The organism is Colwellia sp. BRX8-5, from assembly GCF_014077325.1.
Lineage (GTDB): Bacteria > Pseudomonadota > Gammaproteobacteria > Enterobacterales > Alteromonadaceae > Colwellia_A.
Genome location: NZ_JACGVR010000004.1, coordinates 24,654 through 48,464, shown reverse-complemented (window position 1 = coordinate 48,464; position 23,811 = coordinate 24,654). Strand labels below are relative to the sequence as shown.

18 protein-coding genes are annotated in these 23,811 nt (G+C 36.6%); 7 read left to right on the top strand and 11 right to left on the bottom strand.

Annotated features, from left to right (window positions below; translation table 11 throughout):
- Positions 1-69: 69 nt before the first annotated feature.
- On the bottom strand, positions 70-1,407 hold the full coding sequence (locus H4J62_RS04180) for a sodium-dependent transporter (protein WP_182215680.1): 1,338 nt from the start codon (positions 1,405-1,407) through the stop codon (positions 70-72).
- A 338-nt stretch (positions 1,408-1,745) separates the two neighbouring features.
- On the opposite strand from H4J62_RS04180, the gene H4J62_RS04175 reads away from it, so the two are divergent.
- Together H4J62_RS04175 and H4J62_RS04170 are read left to right on the top strand one after the other, a co-directional pair.
- Positions 1,746-2,579, top strand: coding sequence for an ion transporter (locus H4J62_RS04175; protein WP_182215682.1), 834 nt, complete (start codon positions 1,746-1,748; stop codon positions 2,577-2,579).
- 99 nt (positions 2,580-2,678) lie between these two features.
- The gene (locus tag H4J62_RS04170) at positions 2,679-5,546 is read left to right on the top strand and encodes a response regulator (protein ID WP_182215684.1); all 2,868 of its coding nucleotides are present in this window, start codon (positions 2,679-2,681) and stop codon (positions 5,544-5,546) included.
- Between the two features lie 25 nt (positions 5,547-5,571).
- Here the strand turns inward: H4J62_RS04170 and H4J62_RS04165 are convergent, their stop codons facing one another.
- The 5 genes from H4J62_RS04165 to H4J62_RS04145 all read right to left on the bottom strand — a co-directional run bounded on the left by H4J62_RS04165 (position 5,572) and on the right by H4J62_RS04145 (position 8,266).
- Positions 5,572-5,787, bottom strand: a complete 216-nt coding sequence (locus H4J62_RS04165; protein ID WP_182215685.1) for a helix-turn-helix transcriptional regulator — start codon at positions 5,785-5,787, stop codon at positions 5,572-5,574.
- 1 nt (position 5,788) lies between these two features.
- Positions 5,789-6,247, bottom strand: a complete 459-nt coding sequence (locus H4J62_RS04160) for a hypothetical protein (RefSeq protein WP_182215687.1) — start codon at positions 6,245-6,247, stop codon at positions 5,789-5,791.
- Positions 6,248-6,653: 406 nt separating this feature from the next.
- Positions 6,654-6,962: a DUF962 domain-containing protein gene (locus H4J62_RS04155; RefSeq protein WP_182215688.1), complete on the bottom strand. Its 309-nt coding sequence runs from the start codon at positions 6,960-6,962 to the stop codon at positions 6,654-6,656.
- A gap of 24 nt (positions 6,963-6,986) precedes the next feature.
- The gene (locus H4J62_RS04150) at positions 6,987-7,622 is read right to left on the bottom strand and encodes a LysE family translocator (protein ID WP_182215690.1); all 636 of its coding nucleotides are present in this window, start codon (positions 7,620-7,622) and stop codon (positions 6,987-6,989) included.
- Positions 7,623-7,801: 179 nt separating this feature from the next.
- On the bottom strand, positions 7,802-8,266 hold the full coding sequence (locus H4J62_RS04145; protein ID WP_182215692.1) for an SCP2 domain-containing protein: 465 nt from the start codon (positions 8,264-8,266) through the stop codon (positions 7,802-7,804).
- Between the two features lie 289 nt (positions 8,267-8,555).
- Between H4J62_RS04145 and H4J62_RS04140 the strand changes: the two genes are divergently transcribed.
- The 3 genes from H4J62_RS04140 to H4J62_RS04130 all read left to right on the top strand — a co-directional run bounded on the left by H4J62_RS04140 (position 8,556) and on the right by H4J62_RS04130 (position 11,513).
- A complete protein-coding gene (locus H4J62_RS04140) occupies positions 8,556-9,551 on the top strand; it encodes a peptidase U32 family protein (RefSeq protein WP_182215694.1) in 996 nt (331 codons plus the stop codon).
- A gap of 141 nt (positions 9,552-9,692) precedes the next feature.
- Positions 9,693-10,574 carry a U32 family peptidase gene (locus tag H4J62_RS04135; RefSeq protein ID WP_182215696.1) on the top strand — a complete coding sequence of 294 codons (882 nt, stop codon included), beginning with the start codon at positions 9,693-9,695 and terminating at the stop codon, positions 10,572-10,574.
- A gap of 243 nt (positions 10,575-10,817) precedes the next feature.
- A complete protein-coding gene (locus H4J62_RS04130; RefSeq protein ID WP_182215698.1) occupies positions 10,818-11,513 on the top strand; it encodes a pseudouridine synthase in 696 nt (231 codons plus the stop codon).
- 362 nt (positions 11,514-11,875) lie between these two features.
- On the opposite strand, the gene H4J62_RS04125 is transcribed toward H4J62_RS04130, so the two are convergent.
- Positions 11,876-15,577 (bottom strand): response regulator, encoded by a 3,702-nt coding sequence (locus H4J62_RS04125; protein ID WP_182215700.1) that lies wholly within the window; start codon positions 15,575-15,577, stop codon positions 11,876-11,878.
- Between the two features lie 524 nt (positions 15,578-16,101).
- Positions 16,102-16,851, bottom strand: a complete 750-nt coding sequence (locus H4J62_RS04120) for a DUF2189 domain-containing protein (RefSeq protein ID WP_182215702.1) — start codon at positions 16,849-16,851, stop codon at positions 16,102-16,104.
- Positions 16,852-17,031: 180 nt separating this feature from the next.
- Here H4J62_RS04120 and H4J62_RS04115 point away from each other — a divergent pair, with 180 nt between their 5' ends.
- A complete protein-coding gene (locus H4J62_RS04115; protein WP_182215703.1) occupies positions 17,032-17,367 on the top strand; it encodes a hypothetical protein in 336 nt (111 codons plus the stop codon).
- 14 nt (positions 17,368-17,381) lie between these two features.
- On the opposite strand, the gene H4J62_RS04110 is transcribed toward H4J62_RS04115, so the two are convergent.
- The 3 genes from H4J62_RS04110 to mfd all read right to left on the bottom strand — a co-directional run bounded on the left by H4J62_RS04110 (position 17,382) and on the right by mfd (position 22,820).
- Positions 17,382-17,669 carry a DUF1244 domain-containing protein gene (locus H4J62_RS04110; RefSeq protein ID WP_182244405.1) on the bottom strand — a complete coding sequence of 96 codons (288 nt, stop codon included), beginning with the start codon at positions 17,667-17,669 and terminating at the stop codon, positions 17,382-17,384.
- 14 nt (positions 17,670-17,683) lie between these two features.
- Positions 17,684-19,207: a CsiV family protein gene (locus H4J62_RS04105; protein WP_182215707.1), complete on the bottom strand. Its 1,524-nt coding sequence runs from the start codon at positions 19,205-19,207 to the stop codon at positions 17,684-17,686.
- A 73-nt stretch (positions 19,208-19,280) separates the two neighbouring features.
- On the bottom strand, positions 19,281-22,820 hold the full coding sequence (gene mfd, locus H4J62_RS04100) for a transcription-repair coupling factor (protein WP_182215708.1): 3,540 nt from the start codon (positions 22,818-22,820) through the stop codon (positions 19,281-19,283).
- 177 nt (positions 22,821-22,997) lie between these two features.
- On the opposite strand from mfd, the gene H4J62_RS04095 reads away from it, so the two are divergent.
- Positions 22,998-23,654 (top strand): DUF1456 family protein, encoded by a 657-nt coding sequence (locus H4J62_RS04095; protein WP_182215710.1) that lies wholly within the window; start codon positions 22,998-23,000, stop codon positions 23,652-23,654.
- Positions 23,655-23,811: the final 157 nt, after the last annotated feature.

The following is a 23,811-nucleotide window of genomic DNA, read 5'->3' as shown; positions in this document are numbered from 1 at the left end:
CCCCTGAACTTGCTTCAGGGGCTGATGTTAAAAGGCTGTAATAATGCTGGGTAAGCCAGTTATTAACGCTTAATTTAATATCGCAACGTTAACAAAAACCACACTTAACAATAGTGGGCAGACAAAACGAAGGTAATTTCCCCAAATGGGTAGCCACTTCCTGCCTTCTTGTAGCGCTTTATCACGTAATTTATTACCTCTATTCCATAACCAACCGACCACAATAAAGTAGAATAAACAACTTAATGGCTGCAATATGGTTGTTAATGCTCGAATCACTAAACCAAATAATTCGTCAAAAAAAGCAATTAACAACATGCTGGCACAAAGCACCACGAAGGAGACTAGCCATGTCGCTTTTGAACGAGTAAAGCTTTTGTCTTCCATTAAATAAGAGACAGGTACTTCAGTTGAAGAAATAGTTGAAGTTAATGCCGCAATGGATAACAACAAGAAGAAACAGCTTGAGACAATCAAGCCGACATTACCCATTGAATTGAACAGCTCAGGTAATATCTTAAAGATTAACTGTCCTTCACCAATCAACTCGTTATTACTGAAAACTTCAACTCCGGCTTCTTGAGCAACAAAAAGTGCCGGTATGATTAACAGACCGGCCATAAAAGCGATAAAAGTATCAAGTGCGGTGATAGAGATGGCTAATTTACCGATATCTTTACCTTTTTGCATGTACGAGCCGTACACCATCATACCGCCTACGCCAATAGACAATGAAAAGAAGGCTTGTCCCATTGCTGATATGATGAGTTTAGGGTTAGTCACCTGTGAAAAGTCAGGAATTAAATATAACGCTAAGCCTTTTTCTGCACCGGGTTGGCGTAAAATATAAATGATTAAACCAATTAGCATCACTAACAATAACGGCATTAAACGCCCTGACCATTTTTCAATACCGGCATTAACGCCCTGATGTATAATGGCGGCGCCGAGTAAGATAAAAAGTGGCGTAAATAATAAATTACGTTCGGTGCTTGATGTGGCTAACCACTGTGAAATATTAGTTAGGCCTAACAGCTCAGTAAATGCTGATAGAGCATGCGCTAACATCCAACCAGCGACGATAGTGTAAAAGCTTAACATCATTATAGCGCCACATAGGCCTATTATGCCGGCATACTTACCTACATTGGGCCAAGTGTCTTTACAGGCCTCTTTTAATGCGGCTACCGGATTTTTTTGCGCCTGGTTACCAATATATATTTCTGCATACAAAGCGGGGAGGGCGAGTAAAAGTGTCACGAGTAAATAGACGAATAAAAAAGCACCACCGCCATTATTAGCGGCTTGGGTTGGAAATCCCCAAATATTGCCTAAACCAATGGCTGATCCTGCAGCGGCCAAGACAAACCCGATACGGGAATGAAAAGAATCTCTAGTGTGTGTCATATAGTATTGAATGCAAATTATTTTTATTTGGTGATGAGCTTACCGAGTTCAGATCATATAGCAACGGTTTTTTAAAAATTTGTTTCTGATAAAATATAAACACTGTAAACCTAGCAACTAATGGCTGATAAACTTGCTTTCAAAAATATTACCCCTATATAGGTTGAAGTTAAATTAATGTCATTATAAATACGTATGAAAAGTGTGGGTGTTGTTAAAGTTATCAAGATAAGCTTGGACATTATCCCCCGAAGCTACGTTTATTTTAATAAGAACGTTGTAATAACCCGTTTGTCGGCGTTAACACGGTTGAATGTTATTTTGAGAGAACTTTATTTATGAATTCCTATGTGGTGCGTGTCCAAGAACGGCTAAAAAAAATTGACGCTAGCCCGTTTTTTCAATGGTCAATTATTGCCGTTATTATTATGTCAGCATTACTTATTGGCGCAAAAACCCATAACTTGCCCCCGCAAGCATTAAGAATATTGGTTTTTTTAGACAGTGTTATCACGGTATTTTTTGTCATCGAATTATCAATACGTTTTATGGCTTTTCAAGATAAAAAGAATTTCTTCAAAAGTGGTTGGAATATTTTTGATACCTTAATTGTTATTGGTAGTTTAATACCAACAGGTGGCTCAGGTGTCTTATTAGCACGGCTGTTGAGAGTGTTTCGGGTGTTACGTCTAGTTTCTATGGTACCTGAATTACGCCTGCTGATTAATTCGCTGCTCAAAGCTATTCCTCGTATGGGCTATATCGCCTTACTCATGTTTGTTATTTTTTATATTTATGCTGCAGTTGGCAGTATGGTTTTTAATAATATTAATAAAGAGCTTTGGGGCGATGTTTCAATATCGATGTTGACCCTTTTTCGTATAGCCACTTTTGAAGATTGGACGGATGTGATGTATGAAACGATGGCGATTTATCCGCTTAGCTGGATTTTTTACCTGACCTTTATTTTCTTAACGGCTTTTATCTTTTTAAACATGATGGTCGGTACTATTCTAGAAGTTATGGGCAAAGAAAATGAAATTTATCGCGCCGAACAACATGGCGAATCAGGTGAAGGTGGAGAGCCGGCTAGCCGAGCACAAATTGAAAACCTTGAGCGTGAGCTTGCCGAAATTAAGACTTTACTCAAAGAAAAACTCAACCATCGCTGAGATTAATTTTTATAGATAACCGAACACTTGTGGGATTTAATTAAATAAGATGGTATAAAATAAAAATCATATTTAATTCAAGTGTTTTGGTTGTTCTTAATGATTGCTTTCAAGCGAATTTTCTACTTTTTTATCGTTATTATTGTTCAAGCTTCATTTTTTTCGTCTGCGGCGCTTGCCGCTGATCAAAATACCCTGCTCAGTGATGAGCAAAAGATATCACAAGAAATTGAAATTCTTAAAAAAATTGAAGATGATCAGGAAGCGGTTGATTACTCAATTTTATTATTAACGCGCTCAGCTTTAATTCCCAAGCAAATTATTGACATCTTAGATATTCAACAAAAACGTTACTATCAGTTAACCGAGCTTCGATTAGGATTAGCTAGCGCTCAACGAATACAATTAATTGCCACTGAAAATAACTTAAAAAAAATAGCCGCTAATGCTAATAAAATGATCGGTATATATCACTATTTAATTGGTGATTATCCAGAGTCTGTAGCCGCTTCTCAAGCCGCATTAAGTTATTATATAAACTCACTTGAGCCGCTTACATTGGCTGGGATATATAATAATATTGCCTTGGCTTATATTAATCTGGGTAATTCCAGTAAAACCTTAGTCAATTTTCAACTAGCCGAAAGCATCTACAATAAATTGGGCACTAAGCAAGATAAAATAGATGTCCGTTATAACATTGCCGGTTTATATTTAACTTTAAAAAGATACGATATCGCGATTGAACTCTATCTCGATGTTATTGCACAGCTTGCTTTTGTCGATGACAAACTCACCTTAGCAAAAGCCAGGGGAGAATTGGGCACTGTTTATAAATATTCAGGAGAGTATCAGCAATCTCTTAAATTGCTGTCACAGGCAATAGCGTATTTTGAACAATCTAATAACGACTATTATTTAGCGTCTTTTAGTCATAATATTGCCGGTCTTTATAATATGATGAACCAGCCAATAAATGCAATTAAGTATGCAACACAAGCGATAAATTTGGCTAAAGCTTCAAATCATAACACCGCTTATGCGGGTGGCTTGTATAGTCTAGCGCAAGCAGAGTTTTCGTTGGGCTATGTTGAAAAAGCCTATGAAAGCTTGCAGCTCTCTGATGAAATAGCTAAAAAATCTGGTCATGAAGAACAAATGACGAATAATATGGCGCTGCTGGCGTTGATTTATTCGGCACAAAACAAGCAAAGTGCGGCCTTTGAAACACATCAAAAATATATTAAAAGAACAAGAAAAATAGCGAACAATCAGCTCAATAGTCAATTGTCAGACTTTGAATCTAATAAATTAAGACAAGAAGTTAGCCAGCTCAAGCAAAATGAGCAACTTCAGGCATTAGAGACAGAGCAAGCCGATCAACAACGTAATTTTAGCTTAGTAGCCGCTTGTTTTATCATTGTTTTGGCCTTATTTATTTTCAACCGAAATGTTGAAAGACGCGCCAAATTAAAGTTATCTGAGCGAGTTAAAAACCGTACTCAAGAGCTAGAGCTTCTAACCAGCGAGTTGGTCAAAGCTAATGCCATTAAAAGTCAATTTCTCGCCAATATGAGCCATGAAATAAGGACCCCTTTAACGTCAATTATTGGCCAAGCAGAGGCAATAATAAATGGTGATGTTGATGAAAGTTACCTGCAAAAAGAAGTTAAAATAATTCACGGCAATAGTTTACATTTATTAGAGCTTATTAATAATATTTTAGATTTAAGTCGCGTTGAGGCCAATAAGTTAGAGTTAGAACTTGTCGAGCAAGACTTACACGTTATTTTGCATGACATTGCTAATATTTTTATTAAATCAGCGACAGTCAAAGGATTACAATTTCAGATAGTACACACCTTGCCAAACAAGTTTATGCTGACCATTGATGGCTTTCGCTTAAAACAAATCTTAATTAACTTATGCTCCAATGCCATTAAATTTACCAGTAAAGGCTCAGTTACTCTTGATATATCGGTCAAAAACGCCGCGTTAACTATTGCGGTTAGCGATACCGGTATTGGTATGAGTGAAACACAATTGCAGGAAGTCTTTAGCAGCTTTACTCAAGGCGACAGCAGCATTAGCCGACGATTTGGTGGATCAGGTTTAGGTCTATGTCTATCAGAGCAATTGGCCAAATTAATGTCAGGAAAAATCACCGTTATCAGTACGCTAAATAAGGGCAGTACTTTTACTTTAGTCTTACCTTGCAAGCAACTCGAATCGATTCAATTAGCCGAGTTTCCTCCCACTAAAATTATCGCCTCTGCATTCACTGCAGATGCTAGTGATATTAAGTTTGAAGGGCAAGTATTACTGGCCGATGACCATGATGATAATCGCCGGTTAATCGCTCGTTTATTAACATCGCTAGGCTTAGAGGTATTGTCAGCTAAAAACGGTCGAGAAGCAGTTGAGCTTTGTTTAAAAAACAAACCTAAACTCATTCTTATGGATATACAAATGCCAGAAATGGATGGTATTGAGGCTTTTAAAGTATTGCGACAAAAAGGATGCGCTAGCCCAATAGTCGCATTAACTGCCAATGCCATGTCTCATGAAGTTGACAAATATTTAGCGCTTGGTTTCGATGGACATTTAAAAAAGCCTATTGAGCGAAAATTATTTATTGCGACCATAGCTAAATATTTTGGTGAACAAATGGATGAAAGTGCAGCTGAACAAGCCATTTCAAGCGTAGATATGTCCGATTTAGTGACAGAATTTAAATCGAATTTAGTGTTAGAACAGCAAGATATCATTCTTCATATTAAAAATAATGAATTAGAGAAGCTTGCTGAATTGGCTCATCGTATTGCTGGCGCCGCACAAATGTTTGGTTTTTCACTGGTTTCAGTGAGTGCGATAAAATTAGAAAAACATATTAAAACTGGCTCTTCTCAGCTGATCAGTGAAGCGGCGCAAAACCTACTTAATGAAATAGACCAAGTGCTTTGGTAGGATTATTCCACTTAGTCTTCATCCGCTAACGCTGCTCTTGATATATAAACACTTGGTTTATCGGTTGTTCAAATATATCTGCAATTTTAAAAGCAACTTCTAAAGAGGGAGAATATTTTCCTTTTTCAATGGCTATTATGGTTTGCCTAGAGACTGAAACGCTATCAGCAAGTTTTTGCTGAGTCATTTCTTGATGTTCAAAGCGCAATTTTCTAATGTTATTGGTAATAACTTTAGCCATATTAATAGCCTCGACGATAAGAAACTAATTTAACTGACGAACAAACAATTTCGGCAAGCAAAGAAAAGGCAATAATTAAATGCATAACTTCATACTCTTTAGCTAAACCAGGCATTGAAAAAGTAAATTTTGATAGTGCGGGGAATAGAATATAGAAGGTCACACAGAAAACACCCAAGGACAATACCTTATAAGCATATGAGTTTGCCCGCCTTGAAATTATTTTATCACGCTCATCACTTTTATCATTTGCTTCTCTATACTTAAAAATAGCGAGAATAGTTTGTAAAACAACTTCTAAAAAAATCGTATAAATTACTGCAGTAAACAATAAGCCATACATAGCCTCTACTGAGAATAATTGCCGCTGATATAAATTGACGACACCCAATGCATAATTGCTCCAAATACCGAGGGTAATTAAAAGTGATACTAAAATACTGGTTTCTCTGTAAGACATGAGCTTTCCTAGGTTGATAATTTTGACACTGTGTCTACTATATTTGACATGAGTTAGCATAAGACTTAACATACTCAGTGTCAAATATTTTGTACATCATGATTGGTTTTTTTTACATTTTGTTATATACAGAGAAGGGCAGCAATGATCTTAGCGGATCTTAATTTAATTTTTTGATAATTATATAGGGTAGTTAGCGATATAATAAAGTGCATTCAAAAAACTTTCTGCCTTCTCGTTCAATATCGATAAAAGGCAGGTTATTAGTGTTATTGGCTATTTCACTCTTGGTTAATATGGAGTAAACATTAAAGTTAAAATAGCTAAGTCGCTGTTTTAACTGATTGTTAAGGTTTTGTTATCGCATTTTTTGAATGCAAGTGTTTATCGTTATGCCTTAATTCAGTTAAAATTTAATTTTTCTTGTCAACATATCCTTAAACATCACCCAGTCGCCGAGTAAACTATAGAAAGGATAGGTAAATGTGGCAGGTTTGTTTTTTTCAAAGAAAACATGTCCCAGCCAAGCAAATCCATAACCTATCACGGGAATAAACCATAAGCCTTGCCATAGCGCATAGCTAATACAATAAATAATCAGTAATATTATTAACGACGAACCGATAAAATGTAAGCGTCGACAGATAATATTTTGGTGTTGGCTTAAATAAAATGGATAAAACTCGCTAAAGGTCTGGTATTTTTTTACCGCCATCAGTTATTCCTCTCGTCAGTGATGTTAATTAATTTTACTGGTCAATATTTTTAAGCCAATAAGTATCATTGCTCCGCCTAAAATTCGGTCTATCCAATGACCCAAGCGTTGAAATTTTTCGTTTATTATTGGCTGAGATAGCAAAACGACCACAGACGAAAACCAAGCGAGTTGAATAGCCATCATCCAAAGTCCATAAATAACTAAGTGTAATAACGGTAAATCAGGAGAAAGTACCACGGTAAAAAGCGCGACAAAATAAATCGGCGCTTTTGGGTTTAAAGCATTACATAGAAAACCAACACCGATATTTTTGAGGGATGAACGTTTCATCGAGGGTTTTGAATCCGCTTTGTTACTGATTTGTGTCGAGGCTTTTGCACGGAGTCCCTGAATACCTAAATATAATAAGTAACAGCCCCCCAAGATCTTAATTACCCATAGCGTTGTTGCTGAGTTAGCGATAACAGCAGCTAAGCCTAAAGCAGAATAAATTATGTGTATCGATAAACCGAGTGCAATGCCAATACTGCACATAAAACCGGCTTTTTTGCCATGGCTTAGTGTTTGTTGAGACACCAAAACAAAATCAGGCCCAGGTGAAGCGGCAGCTAATAAATGAATTGAACTAATTAACAGTAAACCTTGTAAAAGTTCCATAGTGTTTCTCATTGATATGATTAGTGAAACTTTAATGTTCTTTGACGTGTTCAGCAAGTAATGAATTGCCGAGTAACTAAGGTTTATTTAGTTTCTGAAAAAACTTACCCGTATCTTTAAAGTTACTCTTGGATCTGTATTTGAGTATTCGGCATTGACGTGATGTTTTTGTCTTTATATTAAATCACTTTATTGTTTGTCTGTTGGACAATAATAGCAAGGCGGTTAACCACGTTATGAACGATACTGGGCAAATGTTCAAGATCAAGCGCATCAATCAAATTTTTTATTTCAAGCCCTAGCTCAGTGTCACCGACAATTTTTAATCGTCGTTGAAAGAATAAGGTATCGGGATCCTCTTTACGCCCAGCAATTAATAGTAAGTCATCACTACTGGCTGAAAAGCTTACGTCAGCTGTTTGTCTTTGGTTATCTTCGGTCATAATTAATTGACCGTTGTTACAGCTGAGTAACCAATTTAATGCCAAGTCGGTTACTGAAATATGTAGCCATTTATCTTCTAAAAACGCGAAGTCATTGTCGGCTAAGGCTTCTTTAAATACCGATTGTAGTGCGGTCAACAATAACTTTTTTTGAAGGCTGTAAGGTACGACACTTAACGTTGGTTTTAATATTTTAGGCACTAAAGTAACTACAGTAGCCCTAAAGGCTAGCGGGATTCTTTTAATATTTACAGCGCTAAGTAAGTTTGAACATTCAGTAATATTAAGCAAAATTGAGGCAACATTTAAAAGGAGTCATAAGAGAAGTTTACCTAATTGTTTATTTATTATTTGGGGGTAGATCAAGTTTAGGGACAAATATTATCAAACAGCATTAAAAACAAAGAAGTTATTTCAGGTCAAAAAAGTACAAATTTTTTAGCGCTACACTTCGCGTACATTTATTCTTATTAATTATATTGTCTACCTTATGGAACTCTTATGCCCAGCAGGTAACCTGCCTGCACTTAAAACTGCCATAGATAATGGCGCTGATGCCGTTTATATTGGGATGAAAGATGATACCAATGCCCGTCATTTTGCTGGATTAAACTTTAATGATGGCAAGCTTGAAAAAGCTGCTGATTATGTACATCGTCATGGTAAAAAATTACACGTTGCCATTAATACTTTTGCTCATGCTGGCGGTGAACATCGATGGCGAAAAGCTGTTGATAACGCCGTGGCTATTGGAACGGATGCTTTGATTATCGCCGATTTGGGCGTGCTTGATTATGCTGCGAATAAGTACCCTGATGTTGAACGTCATGTTTCTGTGCAAGCCTCAACCACTAACATTGAAGCAATAAACTTTTTTGCCAATAACTTCGCCGTTGAACGCGTGGTCTTGCCACGCGTACTCTCGATTGGGCAAGTTAGACAATTAGCAAAAATAAGCCCGGTAAAGCTTGAAGTCTTTGCTTTTGGTAGCTTATGTATTATGTCGGAAGGGCGCTGCTATTTGTCTTCTTATATGACGGGTGAGTCACCAAATACTGCGGGCGCTTGCTCACCAGCAAAATATGTTCGCTGGCAAGAAACAACAAAAGGTTTAGAGAGTCGTTTAAATGGTGTGCTAATAGACCGTTATCAACCCAATGAAAAAGCAGGATATCCAACATTGTGTAAAGGACGTTTTGAGGTTGATAATAATATTTATCATGCGCTTGAAGAGCCAACCAGTTTGAACACTTTAGCGCTTATTCCTGATCTCAGTAAAATGGGGATCGCTTCAGTTAAAATTGAAGGACGACAGCGAAGCCCTGCATATGTTGAACAGGTTACTAAAACATGGCGTAGTGCCATTGACCGATTTAAACAAAACCCAGACAATTTTGCCGTTGAAGGTGCGTGGATGAACACCTTAGCGAACCTTTCAGAAGGCACGCAGACGACACTTGGCGCTTACCATCGTAAATGGCAATAAGGTAAGCGCTTAGCGCTAAATATTTGTTTATCCATGCTCGTAGCTTGCCATTATTTGCATAGGCATTAATGACGGCAGTTAAACGAACTTACTTTGCACGATAGCCTTATTTTAAACAGCATAATAAAAATTGGAAATACTATGAAATTTTCTCTTGGACCTAGTCAGTTTTTTTGGCCCAAAGCTGAAGTTGAAACTTATTATCAACAAGCTAAAGATAGCGCAGCGGATATTATTTATTTAGGTGAAACAGTCTGTTCTAAACGCCGCCAGTTGCGTGCTAAAGATTGGATTGGCTTAGCAAAAGACTTGGCGTGTGACCTTGATAAAGAAATCGTTCTATCAACCATGACCCTACTTGAATCACCTGCTGAAATCCAAACCATGCGAAAACTTTGTGATAATGGCGACCTGCTTATTGAAGCGAATGACCTTAGCGCTGTACAAATTATGCATCAGTTGAAAATGCCATTTGTTGTGGGTCCAGCAATCAATTGTTATAACTTATCAACATTGAAAGTCTTAATTAAGCAAGGGATGAGTCGTTGGGTTATGCCTGTTGAGTTATCAGGTGATTGGCTAAAAACATTATTACTACAGGCAGAGGAAGATAATGTTCGTTCACAATTTGAGTGTGAAGTCTTTGCTTGGGGTTATATGCCATTGGCTTATTCTGCTCGTTGTTTTACCGCTCGTTCTGAAGACAAAGCTAAAGACAATTGCGAGCTCTGTTGTATTAAATACCCATTAGGCAGGAAAATGAACAGTCGTGAAGGTGAACGTGTTTTTGTACTAAATGGCATACAGACAATGTCGGGCTATCAATATAACTTAATAAATGAAGTACCGAATATGGCGGAAATAGGCGTCGATATTGTCCGTATAAGTGCAGACAGTGTGAACGCCTTTACTAAAATATCTACCTTTAGAGAACAGCTTAATCAAGCTAAACATTATCCACTAAATGGTGTTGAAGAATGTAATGGTTACTGGCATAAAATTGCAGGCATGTCGTTAGCATGATATCTGATCTTATGCTGTAAATCGTAACTTTCAATACTGATAAAAAAGGGTAAGTGTTTAATGAGTTGAGCTCACTTTTTAAGCTTATAAAAAAGCAATATTGATTTATTAACCTGACAAGTGCTTTTTAAAATTGGTTAAATTGATTTCGCTTACTGGCTTTTTATTTTTCTTTGTTGATTCTTACTGACTATGAAGGATAATAGCGATACTTATAATGACTAAACACTGACCTAATTAACCATGCGTATTGATAAATTTATATGTAAGAGCACTGAACTGACCCGAAGTGAAGCGAAGAAACTGCTAAAAATGGGGGATGTTCTAGTTAATGGTGAGGTGATTAAGAACGCAGCAACACAAGTGCATGAAAATAACAGCGTTACTGTTAACGGTGAAGCGCTCACGGCGCGCACTTCTCGTTATATCATGATGCATAAACCCTTAGATACTATTTGCAGTAATATCGATGAAGTTTATCCGTCTTTACTCAATTATATTGAAGTGGATAAAGTGTTTGATCTTCACATTGCTGGACGTTTAGATGCAGATACCACAGGTTTAGTATTAGTTACCGATGATGGCCGTTGGTCGCATAATATTATTTCACCCAAAAAAAACTGCGCCAAGGTTTACCGCGTTAATTTACGTAATGCAATATTATCTGAAAAGTCAGCGGAGCTAATTGAGCGCTTTACAGCTGGCTTACAGTTACAAGGAGAAGATCAACTGACTCTGCCAGCTAAATTAGAAATACTCAATGAAAAAGAAGTATTACTGACCATCACCGAAGGTAAGTACCATCAAGTTAAGCGAATGTTTGCTGCTGTTGGTAATAAAGTGATTGGTTTACATCGCCAGCAAATCGGCGAAATTAACTTAGATGTTGAATTAGGCATGTGGCGCTACTTAACGGATGCCGAGGTAAATAGCTTTTAGTTGGCTACTTTGGTGTTGTGACCCTCACTGACTGTTATCTTTGTCTTTGCCTCGAGTAACAAAGCTATCTCAAATGAAGAAAAAGTCAGCCAAATAGCCATCACCGGAAGTTTTACAGTATAAGAATGCAATAAGATATCTAGGCGTTTTTTGAGCGTTTTCCATATTAATTATCTATCAGGGCTGCAACTGATTTTTATATATTTATGTAAAACAGTGGCTTATCTTGGCTTAATATTTATTGGGACATAAAAGCGGATTTAGCCACTAGTGATACAGAAACTCAGTAATCAATTGTTCTGATTAATAGTCAAGCTGATAAAGTTTTCATGGTGCTTCTCACCAAGTTAAGTGATGAAAATTTAATGCGCTTTTAAGTGGTCAGCAAGTAATGAATTAAACGTCTCCAATGCGGTATATAATTCACTTATGCTCTCATTCAATGCCGTTATATTCTTTTCTTTTGATAGTATTTCTATCTTAGTGACTAAGTTTTGTACTTGAGCTCCACCTAAGTTACCTGCTGCACCTTTAATTGAATGCAGGTTATAATTTATCTTTTGCCAATTTTCTGCCTTTATTGACTCTTGCAGTTCGCGTGTTTTTTCTTCGCTATCATCTAGGTAACATTTTACCAATAATGTCATTTTTTTAGGGTTTCCACCCAGCCGTTTTAATAAATGAGCTTTGTGCCAAGGGCTATCATGCTCACTTTTAGATTTTTCAATTGATTGACTACTTAAGGTGAGGTGGTCTGAATTTAAGGTATCAGTATCGAAACGCTCTTCTTTATCAGCTGTTACTCCAAGCCATAACTTTAATTTAGCTTTAACTTTATTTATTTCTATAGGTTTTGTTAAGTAGTCATCCATGCCTGCTATTAAACATTTCTCTTTATCTCCTTGCATTGCATTTGCTGTCATCGCAATGATAGGAATAACTTTATTCTTTTGGCCTGCATCTCCTTTGCGAATAAGTCGTGTTGCTTCATAGCCATCCATTTCTGGCATTTGGCAATCCATTATGACCAAAGAGTAAGGGTGGCTTTTTAATGACTCTTTTAAGCTTATCAGTGCTTCTAAGCCGTTTGCTACTGCGTCAGCTGTGAATCCTAATTCTTCTAAAACACCCAAAGCGACCATTTGGTTTATGCGATTGTCTTCAACAATTAATATTCTTATATTTTTGGCAGATGAAACGAATAATGGTTTTTTATCCTCTGTTGTTACTATTTTCATTGCATTAACATAATCATGAGTAACTAATGGTGACGCTTGCTTTAGTATTTCTCCTCCATGAGCAACTACAGATAAGGCTTTAAATAGATTTGATGTTGTTGTTGGCTTAGGGAAATAAGCACTAAAACCAATATCTGCAAAATGTTTTGCGTCACCTCTTTCACCCATAGAGGTCATCATAACGAGTTTCATTGCTTTAAATTCTTGTTGGTTTTTTAATTTTTTCGCTAAGGTTTCTCCTGACATATTAGGCATTTGCATATCAAGTATGGCAATATCAAAAAAGGGTGTGCCGGTATCTTCATATCGCTTTTTACATAGAGCCAATGCTGCATCACCGCTATCAGCTTCTTCAATATTTGCCCCCCACAGCTGTAACTGTGAGCGAAGGACATCGCGATTGGTTTTATTGTCATCAACAATTAAAATGTGCAATGCCGAAATATCTATTTCGGGTATAACTAGGGTCGAATTTTTACTTTTCTCAACTAATAAGCTAAATTCAAAACAACTACCTTCACCCATTTTATCAACTACATTAATATCGCCGTGCATTAAATTACAGAGTTTTTTCGTTATTGTTAACCCAAGCCCTGTGCCCCCATATTTACGTGTCGTCGATGAGTCTACTTGACTAAATGCTGAAAAAAGCCCTTCTTTTTTATCTGCCGGAATGCCGATTCCTGTATCAGATATCTGACAATGTAATATTAATTCATCACCATAATTACTCTTTTTAGTGATGAGTTTTACGGTAATAACTATCTCTCCATGATTTGTGAACTTTATTGCATTGCCGACAAGATTCGTCAGTATTTGTCTAATTCTGCCCGGATCTGATTTGATCATCGATTCTTTTATACCCGTAAGATCTAGGATTATTTCTAAACCTTTATCTTGAGCAGGTAAGGCCATAGCTTCAGCAAAGTCACCTAATAAGTTTCTTAAATTAAAATCTAAGTATTCAAGTTCGAGTTTACCCGCATCAACTTTTGAAAAATCTAGAATGTCATTAATTAAAGTTAATAAGGAGTCAGCACTAGATTTTGCGATATTAACTCGGTGTTTTTGTTCATCATCAAGTTTACTATTAAGTAATAAACCTAGCATGCCTAATACACCGTTCATGGGGGTGCGTATTTCATGGCTCATATTTGCTAAAAACTCTGACTTTAATTTCGCGCCTTCTTCCGCTTTATTAAGTGCAGCAATTCTTTCTTGATATGAGTCATTAATATTTCGGCTAATAAGCAATAAAAGTGCAATAACGAAAAGGCTGAGTAAAAGTGCAGTTACTGCGGATATGTAAGAATCATTTCGCTTTTCTACCAACAAATGGGTGAGCGTTTTTTGTATTTGTGCAGAGAGATGATTTTCAATACTTTGTAATATTAGGTTTTTATTTTTAAGCACCCCTAAGGTGTATAAAGGATCATTCTCCCATAAATGGTTTTGCAAATACTCTAATGCTTCATTGGCGGGGTCATCATTAATAATAACCAATTGGTCAATCTCTGATGCCGATTTTCCTTGCTGTCTATATTGAGAAATATCTGACAACGTTTGTTTATATTGATTCAATACAGCTGAAAAACTGTCAAGCTGATACAAGGCTTTACGATTATATTGTTTAAGCGTTCGTAACTTACTGATAAGTTGTTCTACATCACTATGAAGCGTTAAAAAAGCGATTCGATATTTTTCATCATCACGCAGTAGATAATTTTTAAATTGATGTATCAGTCCATTATAGCCTATAGAAGTTTTTAGTTGAGCGACAAGCTCCTCAGTATTCCGTTCGAGCAAAACATTTTGAAGTCGATTAGCTTCACTTATTGTTTTATTATCAAGTAATTGAATTACATGGCTTTCGTTGTCTTTAAATAGTGAAGAGATAAATATATTATTATACAGTCTTTCTTGACTATTTTGTTGGCGGATACTTAGCTTAAGTGGACGTATGTCAATGGTATTATCATTTGTTTCTTCATTTTCAAGGGTCACTGTTAAAATAGTACTATTGAGCAGGTTTAAAGATTTCAACTTCAATAAAATAAGGAAATTACTGTGCATCTTTGCAATATTTTTATTTCTTATTTGATCTGAAAATGATTGTAATTTTGATAAAAAATCATTTTTCCAATCAATATGAAAATCAATGATTTGCTGCCAAGATATATTGTTAGCATCAATCCCTTCTCTAAGAGTTATTAACGCTGACTTTAGCTCAGCAACATATTGTTGATTAAATTCGCCAACAACAATGTCTTCAGATGTCATGCTTTTCTTTATTGACAACAGCAATGTATCAACAGCGATACGGAGTACTTTCAAGTCATCTAGTGATCGAGTATTTGACGAAATTTTTGCTGATTTTTCATCAAGACTAATTAAAAAAAGCGCACTGAGTTCTAATTCTTTGTTGAGGGCATCAATGAGCTTAGCAATATTACTATCCAACGCTATTATGCTTTCAGTATTGTGTAAAATTGAAATATCTTGTTGTTTATTGTGAACAATATTTAGCATTAATGTAATAGCAATAATAAGAGGTAAGCCGGCAGAAATTATAAGCTTTTTACGAATGTTTGATTCGTCAGATGATACATCGATAATATGCTTTCTAATTAATAAATAAATAATCGGTGTAATCGATAGGCTCAGTAATATAGCGTTCAATAACGCTTCAGGTAAAAATGGAAATAAGGTTTGTATCCAAGGCAAGAACTGCATAATTAAAAATTGGGTAAAGCCAATGGCAACGAAGATAAGAATGAGAATAATTAAAATATGAGTTTGATTCTTATTCTTTGATAGGAGACTCAAGTGATATTACCGCGCCGTTAGTTAATGTCCTGAGAAGTATAGACACAATTTTAAGTCTTTCATAATAAACACTTAAAATATTTAATTTTTATGAATTTTTATTTTATATTAAACAATTCTGATGGGGTGTCATATATCCTAGCATCAACAATTAACTGCAGCATCGTTATTTTACTTATTCACTATAAGACAAACAATTTACGTAAGGCCATATGGTCAGACAAGTCAGCTTAGCCAATTAACCACTTTACCCTGAAGCCTCTTGAAAAACATGAGCAACTAACTTAGATGTCGAGCTATAAAGGGGAAATGAAAAATAAGTATTAACGACTATCACCGAAGGTAAACACCATTAGCTTAAACAAATATTTGCCGGTGTTGCTAATAAAGGGGTTGGTTTAGTTCGTCAATTAACAGGTAAAATTAATTGAGTATTGAAGTGGGCAAGTGGCGCTATTTAGCGAATGCTGAGGTAAATAGCTTTACTTGAATTATCAAGGTATTGTTTTCGAGTGTTGACAATATTACGGGCTATTATCCTTGTTGATTAACAAGTCAGCATAAACCGCATAACTTGCATAACCCAACACAGGAAAGACAATAATTAATAGCGGTAGTGCTACCACTAAAGTTAAAGACGTTATCATGACTAAGGTTAGCGCCCATTTAAACATTAATTTTTTATGTTTAAATACGGTTTTAACACTGATACTTACCGCATCAACAAAATTTAACTGTTGGTGAATAATCAAGGGTATAGAAAACACACCGAGTAAAAAGCCAATCACTGCAGTTACCCAGCCGATTAAACCGCTGTAAAGTAAAAACCAAAGTAATGATTCTCTTAACGCTGGATCAGTAATGAAAGTGTGGTCTAAAGGTAAGGGCTCTATGCCAAAATACAGTCCGTAAATCACTAAAGCATCGGTTATCCAAATAAAATAACACAAGGATAGAATAAAGATTAAAAACCAAATGCCTTTATTTTTTTGTCCCTTAATCGCAATTAAGTCTTTAAATGTAGGTATTTTATTTTTTTCTAATAGACCTGCAACTTGCTGAAAACCAATAATAAGAATAGGAGCAACAATGAAAAAACCGGCGATAAAAGGAAAGATAACTAAATCGGCACCAATGCGTAATAATAACCAATAGAGTAGACCGGCGATAATGCAAAAAAAGCTGCTAAATACTATACTGATGGTTTTAGTTTTGATGAAACTTGACCAACCAAATGCTAACCATTTTTTTATTGATGGCGTGGCTTTATCCATAATACTGAGTCTTTACTTATTTATAACGATAACAGCATTTTACCTGAGCATATTTTTAAATGGCTTGCTGAAGAACATCTATTTGATTTGTATCAAAACCATGGCTGAAAATAATCGTCAGTTAGCCTAGCAGTACTATTTATATAAAAGATTAAACTTTTATTCTTAGTTGCCGATTAAATGTACAACAAGACAATTACTGATGAACGGACAAGTAAAGTGGATGTACTGATAGATTTATTGCCTGCGGCCAATCAAGTAAAAATCGCTCAATCAAAAAAAGATAAGCGCCAAGCTAATAAATATAATCGTCAAATGAACTCAGCAGCAAGTCTGCCCGATGTAGCAGATGATGTGAAAAATGGAGTGGGAATAAAAAAAGTGCTTTGGACAGGACCTGAACGCCGCTCATCTGCTGATCGACGTCATTTAAAAAATAAACGCGGACGTTGGTTAGAGTCACGCGACAGAAATGATCGCCGAACGACTCAATATGCAATATCAGTGAAAATTTAATTGCGCTAAATTGTTTACTTCTTTTGTAACTGATTAAATTTTTCCATTTGCTCTGCTGTTGCTGGCAATTGATGTTTTTCTTTCCATTCGCTATAGGGCATACCATAAATTTGCTGACGAGCGGTCTCGATATCTACTTCAACACCTAACTTCTCAGCCTCAGCAACGGTCCATTTAGAAAAACAATTACGACAAAAACTCGCTAAATTCATTAACTCAATATTTTGTACATCTTTTCTACTGTCTAAGTGAGCCAGTAATCGACGAAAAACAGCAGCTTGTATTTCTATTTCTTTGTCCATATTCATCTCTTTATTTAGTTAAGTGGAGTTGACTGTTCAACTTCCTTAGTGGGTTTGTCATAAGGCAGAATACGAATAATCATACCGATATAAGGATGATCAAAATAGTGTATTTCTGTGCTTCTGACTCGTCTGTCTTGTTTAAAGTTTATCGTTTTTAAAATTGCCGATGACTTTTGTTTATCACCAGGTAATAACTTTTGCGTTGCTTGTTCGGCTAACGACATATTCATTACATTAAGATCAGCGGTAATATGTAAATAAAAGTCAACTTCTACCTTGATAAAACCCTCTACTGTCCAATTTTGAGGAGGCTTTATTGGGGCTGCCTGCATTGTGTTAGTATTCAATATTACCGCTGTGTCGTTTATATCTTGCTCTATTTCAGCGAGTAAACTTTTTGTCTCAGTAGGTAAATTGGGTAGCTTTATCAGCAGCTCTTGTAAACGTTCTGCCATTATTTTTTCTTTTACTGTTTCATCTGACCCTTCTATTTGGGCCGAAGTATCTTTGTATAATACGCTATGCAGGGCCTCTTCTTGCCTTTGTGCTTGTTTGCGTTGCTGTTGAAATTGTTGCAATTCTTTTTGGTATTGTTCAGCAAAATTTTCACCGGCAATAACTTTCAGTGGCACAGCTAATTGTTTAGTTTTTGTCTTTTGACGCCAGCCAAAATGCAGTAATGGTTTGAAATTTCGACTGCGGGCTATTTCTTTAACAATATCGTCAAGTTGTAATGATTCTTTATTAAGTAAGTAGTCTTCATCACTATAGATATTTTCAATATTATTAATAGTAGGCGGTACTTGCTCAATATTAAAAGCGTTATAACTTTGATAAGCATAAGCATCGGTTGATTGATTAAAGTGCTGAAATTCCTCTACAGAAATAGTACAAATACCGTCGGTAAATGAGGCAGTTTCGTTGGTATAAGTTAAGGGCAAAGTTGAAAATTCAGCCGCTGCTTGCTCAAGTAACATTAAGCGTTGCGTTAATTCTTTTTCACTCATCACTTGTTTTGGTAATGGCATAGCTAAGCTGCTGTTGTCATACGCTTTTAATGAATTATTTATCGACGCTGGGCTATCATCGATATTGTCTAAAGCCACTTGTCTATGTGTGCCATCGCTAAATTTTGATATTGATGGATCGGTTAACGACTCGTCTATCGTTTGGGCTGAAAGCGTTTGTAATTCAGCTAAGCTTTTAGCAACATAGTAAGGCTGTTCTTTTATGGCCGTTATAGCTTGCTCAAGGAGTGATTGAGCATAAGTAGGATTATCACAACGGGGTAATTGCTGTTTTAAGCTGGCGATATCAGGGTTAAGGTAGGGGCCTAACAAGTCAATAATATTTCGGTATTGGGGTAAAAGCGTATTATTTGGAAACTTCTCTTTTAATTGCGCTTTATCGCCCAGTTGACTAAACAGGATCACTTCCACTTCAAACCAGCGGTCGTCATTATCTTTATCAGCGGCACTGGTTTGTTGTGAAAATATTAAGGCTGCACAGAGCAGCGCTAAATGTTTTAAATTCATTAATCATCCAAAGAGTTATAACCTGCCTTGTTATTGTAAACTAAGGCATTGAGTCTACTCTGTTATCTTACGGTTATTTTTTTGTTTTTACTAAATCATTTAACATAGATGTCACTAAAATAAAGCGTGATTTACTGTCTTCAGTGGCAATTTTAAATTGGAGTTTATTAGCGCCAACTAATTTATAAACTTTTGGCTGTTGCTGAATAAGACCAATAATAAGCATAGGATCAACTTTTGTCTCATCGCTAAACTCAATAGAGCCACCTGCTGGACCTGCTTCGATACGAGAAACCCCTATTTTTTGGGCCTTTAAACGTAACTTCGCAATATGGACTAGATTTTTAGCAGCCTGCGGTAATAAGCCAAAACGGTCAATTAATTCTACTTGAATTTCGTCAAGTTCATTTTTATTGCCGCAACTGGCGATACGTTTATAAATACTTAACCGTAAGCTGACATCAAAAATATAATCGTCTGGTAGTAACGCCGGTACCCGCAATTCAATTTCAGTTTGCTTAGCGGTCATATTTTCAAGCGAAAGCTGTTTGCCTTGCTTCAACGCTGAAACAGCTTGATCGAGCATTTCCATATAAAGGGTAAAGCCGATTTGGCTCATCGAACCACTTTGTCCCTCACCTAATAATTCACCTGCGCCACGAATTTCGAGATCGTGTGTGGCCAAGGTAAAACCAGCGCCTAAATCTTCAAGAGACGCAATAGCTTCAAGACGTTTCTTCGCATCTTTAGTAATACGTTTAACATGTGGTGTTAATAAATAAGCATAAGCTTGATGATGTGAACGACCCACTCGGCCTCGTAATTGATGGAGTTGCGCTAGACCTAAATGGTCGGCTCTGTCCATAATAATGGTATTAGCTGTTGGCACATCGATACCTGTTTCTATAATCGTTGTACAAACTAATACATTGTAACGTTGGTGATAAAAGTCGCCCATAATGCGTTCAAGTTCACGTTCGCGCATTTGCCCATGGGCGGTGGTTACTTTTGCTTCTGGCAGCAGTTTTTGAATATCTGCAGCGGTTTTATCGATAGTATCAACGTTGTTATGTAAAAAGTAAACCTGACCACCACGAAGGATTTCACGTAAAATAGATTCACGAATAAGGGCGTCGTCACGTTCGCGAACAAAGGTTTTTACCGCTAAGCGTTTTGCCGGCGGTGTGGCAATAATCGATAAATCGCGCATGCCGCCCATCGCCATATTCAAGGTCCGTGGAATAGGGGTTGCGGTCAATGTTAAAATATCAACATTGCTGCGTAATTGTTTGATTTTTTCTTTTTGCTTTACACCAAATCTATGTTCTTCATCGACCACTAATAAACCTAGGTCTTTATATTTAATACTATTTTGCAATAACTTATGGGTGCCGATCAGAATGTCTATTTGGCCTGATTCAACATCGGCAATAACAACGTTTTGCTCTTTGGCTGTTTTAAAACGTGATAATACTTCTATAGCAACCGGTAAATTAGCAAAACGGTCGCGAAAGTTTTCATAATGTTGTTGGGCAAGCAAGGTTGTTGGCACTAAGATAGCCACTTGCTTGCCGTCGTTAACGGCAACAAAAGCGGCACGCATCGCAACTTCAGTTTTACCAAAACCGACATCTCCACAAACGAGTCTGTCCATGGCCTTATCGCTGAGCATATCAGACACTACTGCTTTAATGGCTTGCTCTTGATCAAAGGTTTCTTCAAACGGGAAACTGTCTGAAAAAGCTTGATACTCAGCTTTGTCACGTTTGAATTGATAACCTTTATTACTGGCTCTGCTGGCGTATATATCGAGTAGTTCAGCCGCCACGTCACGCACTTTTTCAGCGGCCTTTTGTTTTGCTTTACTCCAAGTATCGTTACCTAATTTATGTAACGGTGCACTTTCTGCGTCGGCGCCCGAATAACGGCTAATTAAATGCAATGAGCCAACCGGTACATAAAGCTTTGATTCACCTGCGTAAATTAAAACTAGAAACTCAGTGGTTATGCCACTGTTTTCAATGGTTTGTAAGCCCATGTAGCGACCAATACCATGCTCAAAATGGACAACAGGTTGTCCCATTGAAAGCTCGGCTAAGTTTTTAAAAATAGCATCCGCTTGAATAGTTTGTTGTTTGGTACGGCGGCGACTTTGTTTTATCCGCTCTCCTAAAAGTTCATCTTCGGTGATTAGGGCTATCGCATTTTTCTTAGCGGTGCCTTTACTTTGAAAGATAAAACCACTGTTGAGGGTATTCACTGTGATGCCAAGTTTGTCCGGGCTTGCGACAAAGCTTTCAATATCGTCAAAATATTGTGGCTTGATATGGTTACGCTCTAATAACTCTAAAACGCTTTCTCGACGGCCTTGGCTTTCGGCAACAAATAAAATCTTATCTGGGGTTTCTTTGTCGCGAATAAAATTATTGATTAATTCAAAAGGCTGTTTCAGTTGATGATTAACCGTAACATCAGGTAAGGGAGTGACATCAAAACGGATATGACCGGCTTTTGACTTTTCAATGTCGTCACTGTCAGTTTCTTGTAACGCGTTTATTACCGGCACTTTTTCTATTGAAATTCGGTCAAAAGGTTTTAAGGCACGATAAAACTCTTCACTATTTAAAAAGAGTTTCTTGGGGGGTAATAATGGCCGAGTCAGATCATAACGACGTTCTTCAAATCGGTAATCAATATCAAGCCAGTACTGTTCAATAGCTTTATCAATATCGCCACTGAGCATTATCCGTGTGTTTTCGCCTAAATAGTCACACAAAGTGCTCGTTTCTTCAAAGAACAAGGGGAGGTAATATTCAATACCTGCCGGCAAAATACCATCACTGACCTGATGATATATTGACTCTTTATGAATGGTGTTAGGAAATTCTTCTCGGTATTGACGACGAAATAAATTTATTGCTGCTTCGTCGGTCGGAAATTCGTGTGCGGGTAATAAATTTATTTCATCTATTTTATCACTTGAACGCTGGTTTTCAGGATCGAACAAGCGAATGTCATCAATTTCATCATCAAAAAAATCTAAGCGAAACGGAGTTTTACAGCCCATAGGGAATATGTCGAGAATTGCACCACGTGCCGAGAATTCACCATGCTCCATTACTTGTTCTACGCAGCGATAACCACTGGCTTCAAGATTTTGTCGCATTTGATGTAAGTCTTTTTTATCACCTACTTTTACGATCAAACTATTCGTACGCAAATACTGCGTTGGCGCAAGGCGTTGTAATAATGTTGAAACCGGCACAATAATAATGCCACTTTTCATATTTGATAATTGGTAAAGCGTTGCTAGTCGCTGGGAAATAATATCTTGATGCGGTGAAAAGGTATCATAGGGCAATGTTTCCCAATCAGGAAATAAGCAAATAGGCAGTTGCCGCTTTTTATTTAAACTTTTTAATTCTTGCTCGAAACGCAATGCTGACTGGGTGTCATTGGTTAATAACAACATCGGAGCGTCGGCATTGAGGGCGCCATGGTATATAGCTAGCGTGTCACTACTACCTAGTAAATTAGTCCAATGCTTTTTATCAGCATGTTTGCCACGACGTTTAGTTAATACAGGTTCAAATAAGCTAGCAGTTTTACTCATGATTTCTCTATCAAATAATGATTGTTAATAAGGCGTCTAAAACAGCGCATTATCTTAACATGAGTTATGGTTAAATTTTAAGAACGAGTAAATACTTTTTTGTTTAAAAAACTATAGTGATATAATAAGGCCCAGCTTTACATTGGGTAGAGCCTGCTGTGTTTTTTGGAGAGTTTCGTGACCAATAATGATGTTTTACGTCGTTTAAGATATACCTTTAATTTTAATGATCAAAAGATGATCGACCTATTTAATTTAGCAAAGTTAACGGTAAGTCGTGAACAAATCAGTTATTGGTTGAAAAAAGAAGATGATCCACAAGTTGTTAACTGCACCGATGTTCAGCTAGCAACTTTTTTGAACGGTTTAATTATTGACAAACGTGGCGCCCGTGATGGTGAAACACCGCCAGCTGAAAAACGAATGAATAACAATCTTGTGCTCAACAAATTAAAAATAGCATTAGCGCTGCGCGCAGAAGATGTTCTCGATATGATGTCTACCTCAGGTATACGTATGACTAAACCTGAATTAAGTGCATTTTTTCGTAAGCCCGATCACAAACATTACCGCGAGTGTAAAGATCAGTTTTTGAGAAACTTTATTCAAGCCATTGATACCAAATATCATGTTAATCGACCTGAAAAATTCACCCCAAAGCGTGAAGTTGAAACGGTAAAAAAACCTGAGTTACCAAAAAAAGACTATCAAACAGCTAAGCCTAAAGTGAGCAAAATATACATAAACCCCAATGCCACTAAAGCAACAGATAACGATGATAAACCTAAAAGAACAGTGTTAAAACTTAAGCCTTCAGATATTTATAAAAATTAGGTTTTAGGCGTGGTTATTTATATTCAGTAATTCTTGAGAATAAATTTTCCTTTGTTAATCATAAAAATATAAATTCTACTCTAATTGAAAAGAGCTTTTACCTCGGTATAAGCTCTTTTTTATGTCTTATAAAAAATAAAAAAGGTAAAGTTCCTTT

Coding starts and splice junctions, on each gene's coding strand:
- H4J62_RS04180 (WP_182215680.1), bottom strand. CDS start 1,407: ATGACACACACTAGAGATTCTTTTCATTCCCGTATCGGGTTTGTCTTG.
- H4J62_RS04175 (WP_182215682.1), top strand. CDS start 1,746: ATGAATTCCTATGTGGTGCGTGTCCAAGAACGGCTAAAAAAAATTGAC.
- H4J62_RS04170 (WP_182215684.1), top strand. CDS start 2,679: ATGATTGCTTTCAAGCGAATTTTCTACTTTTTTATCGTTATTATTGTT.
- H4J62_RS04165 (WP_182215685.1), bottom strand. CDS start 5,787: ATGGCTAAAGTTATTACCAATAACATTAGAAAATTGCGCTTTGAACAT.
- H4J62_RS04160 (WP_182215687.1), bottom strand. CDS start 6,247: ATGTCTTACAGAGAAACCAGTATTTTAGTATCACTTTTAATTACCCTC.
- H4J62_RS04155 (WP_182215688.1), bottom strand. CDS start 6,962: ATGGCGGTAAAAAAATACCAGACCTTTAGCGAGTTTTATCCATTTTAT.
- H4J62_RS04150 (WP_182215690.1), bottom strand. CDS start 7,622: ATGGAACTTTTACAAGGTTTACTGTTAATTAGTTCAATTCATTTATTA.
- H4J62_RS04140 (WP_182215694.1), top strand. CDS start 8,556: ATGGAACTCTTATGCCCAGCAGGTAACCTGCCTGCACTTAAAACTGCC.
- H4J62_RS04135 (WP_182215696.1), top strand. CDS start 9,693: ATGAAATTTTCTCTTGGACCTAGTCAGTTTTTTTGGCCCAAAGCTGAA.
- H4J62_RS04130 (WP_182215698.1), top strand. CDS start 10,818: ATGCGTATTGATAAATTTATATGTAAGAGCACTGAACTGACCCGAAGT.
- H4J62_RS04120 (WP_182215702.1), bottom strand. CDS start 16,851: ATGGATAAAGCCACGCCATCAATAAAAAAATGGTTAGCATTTGGTTGG.
- H4J62_RS04115 (WP_182215703.1), top strand. CDS start 17,032: ATGTACAACAAGACAATTACTGATGAACGGACAAGTAAAGTGGATGTA.
- H4J62_RS04110 (WP_182244405.1), bottom strand. CDS start 17,669: ATGGACAAAGAAATAGAAATACAAGCTGCTGTTTTTCGTCGATTACTG.
- H4J62_RS04105 (WP_182215707.1), bottom strand. CDS start 19,207: ATGAATTTAAAACATTTAGCGCTGCTCTGTGCAGCCTTAATATTTTCA.
- mfd (WP_182215708.1), bottom strand. CDS start 22,820: ATGAGTAAAACTGCTAGCTTATTTGAACCTGTATTAACTAAACGTCGT.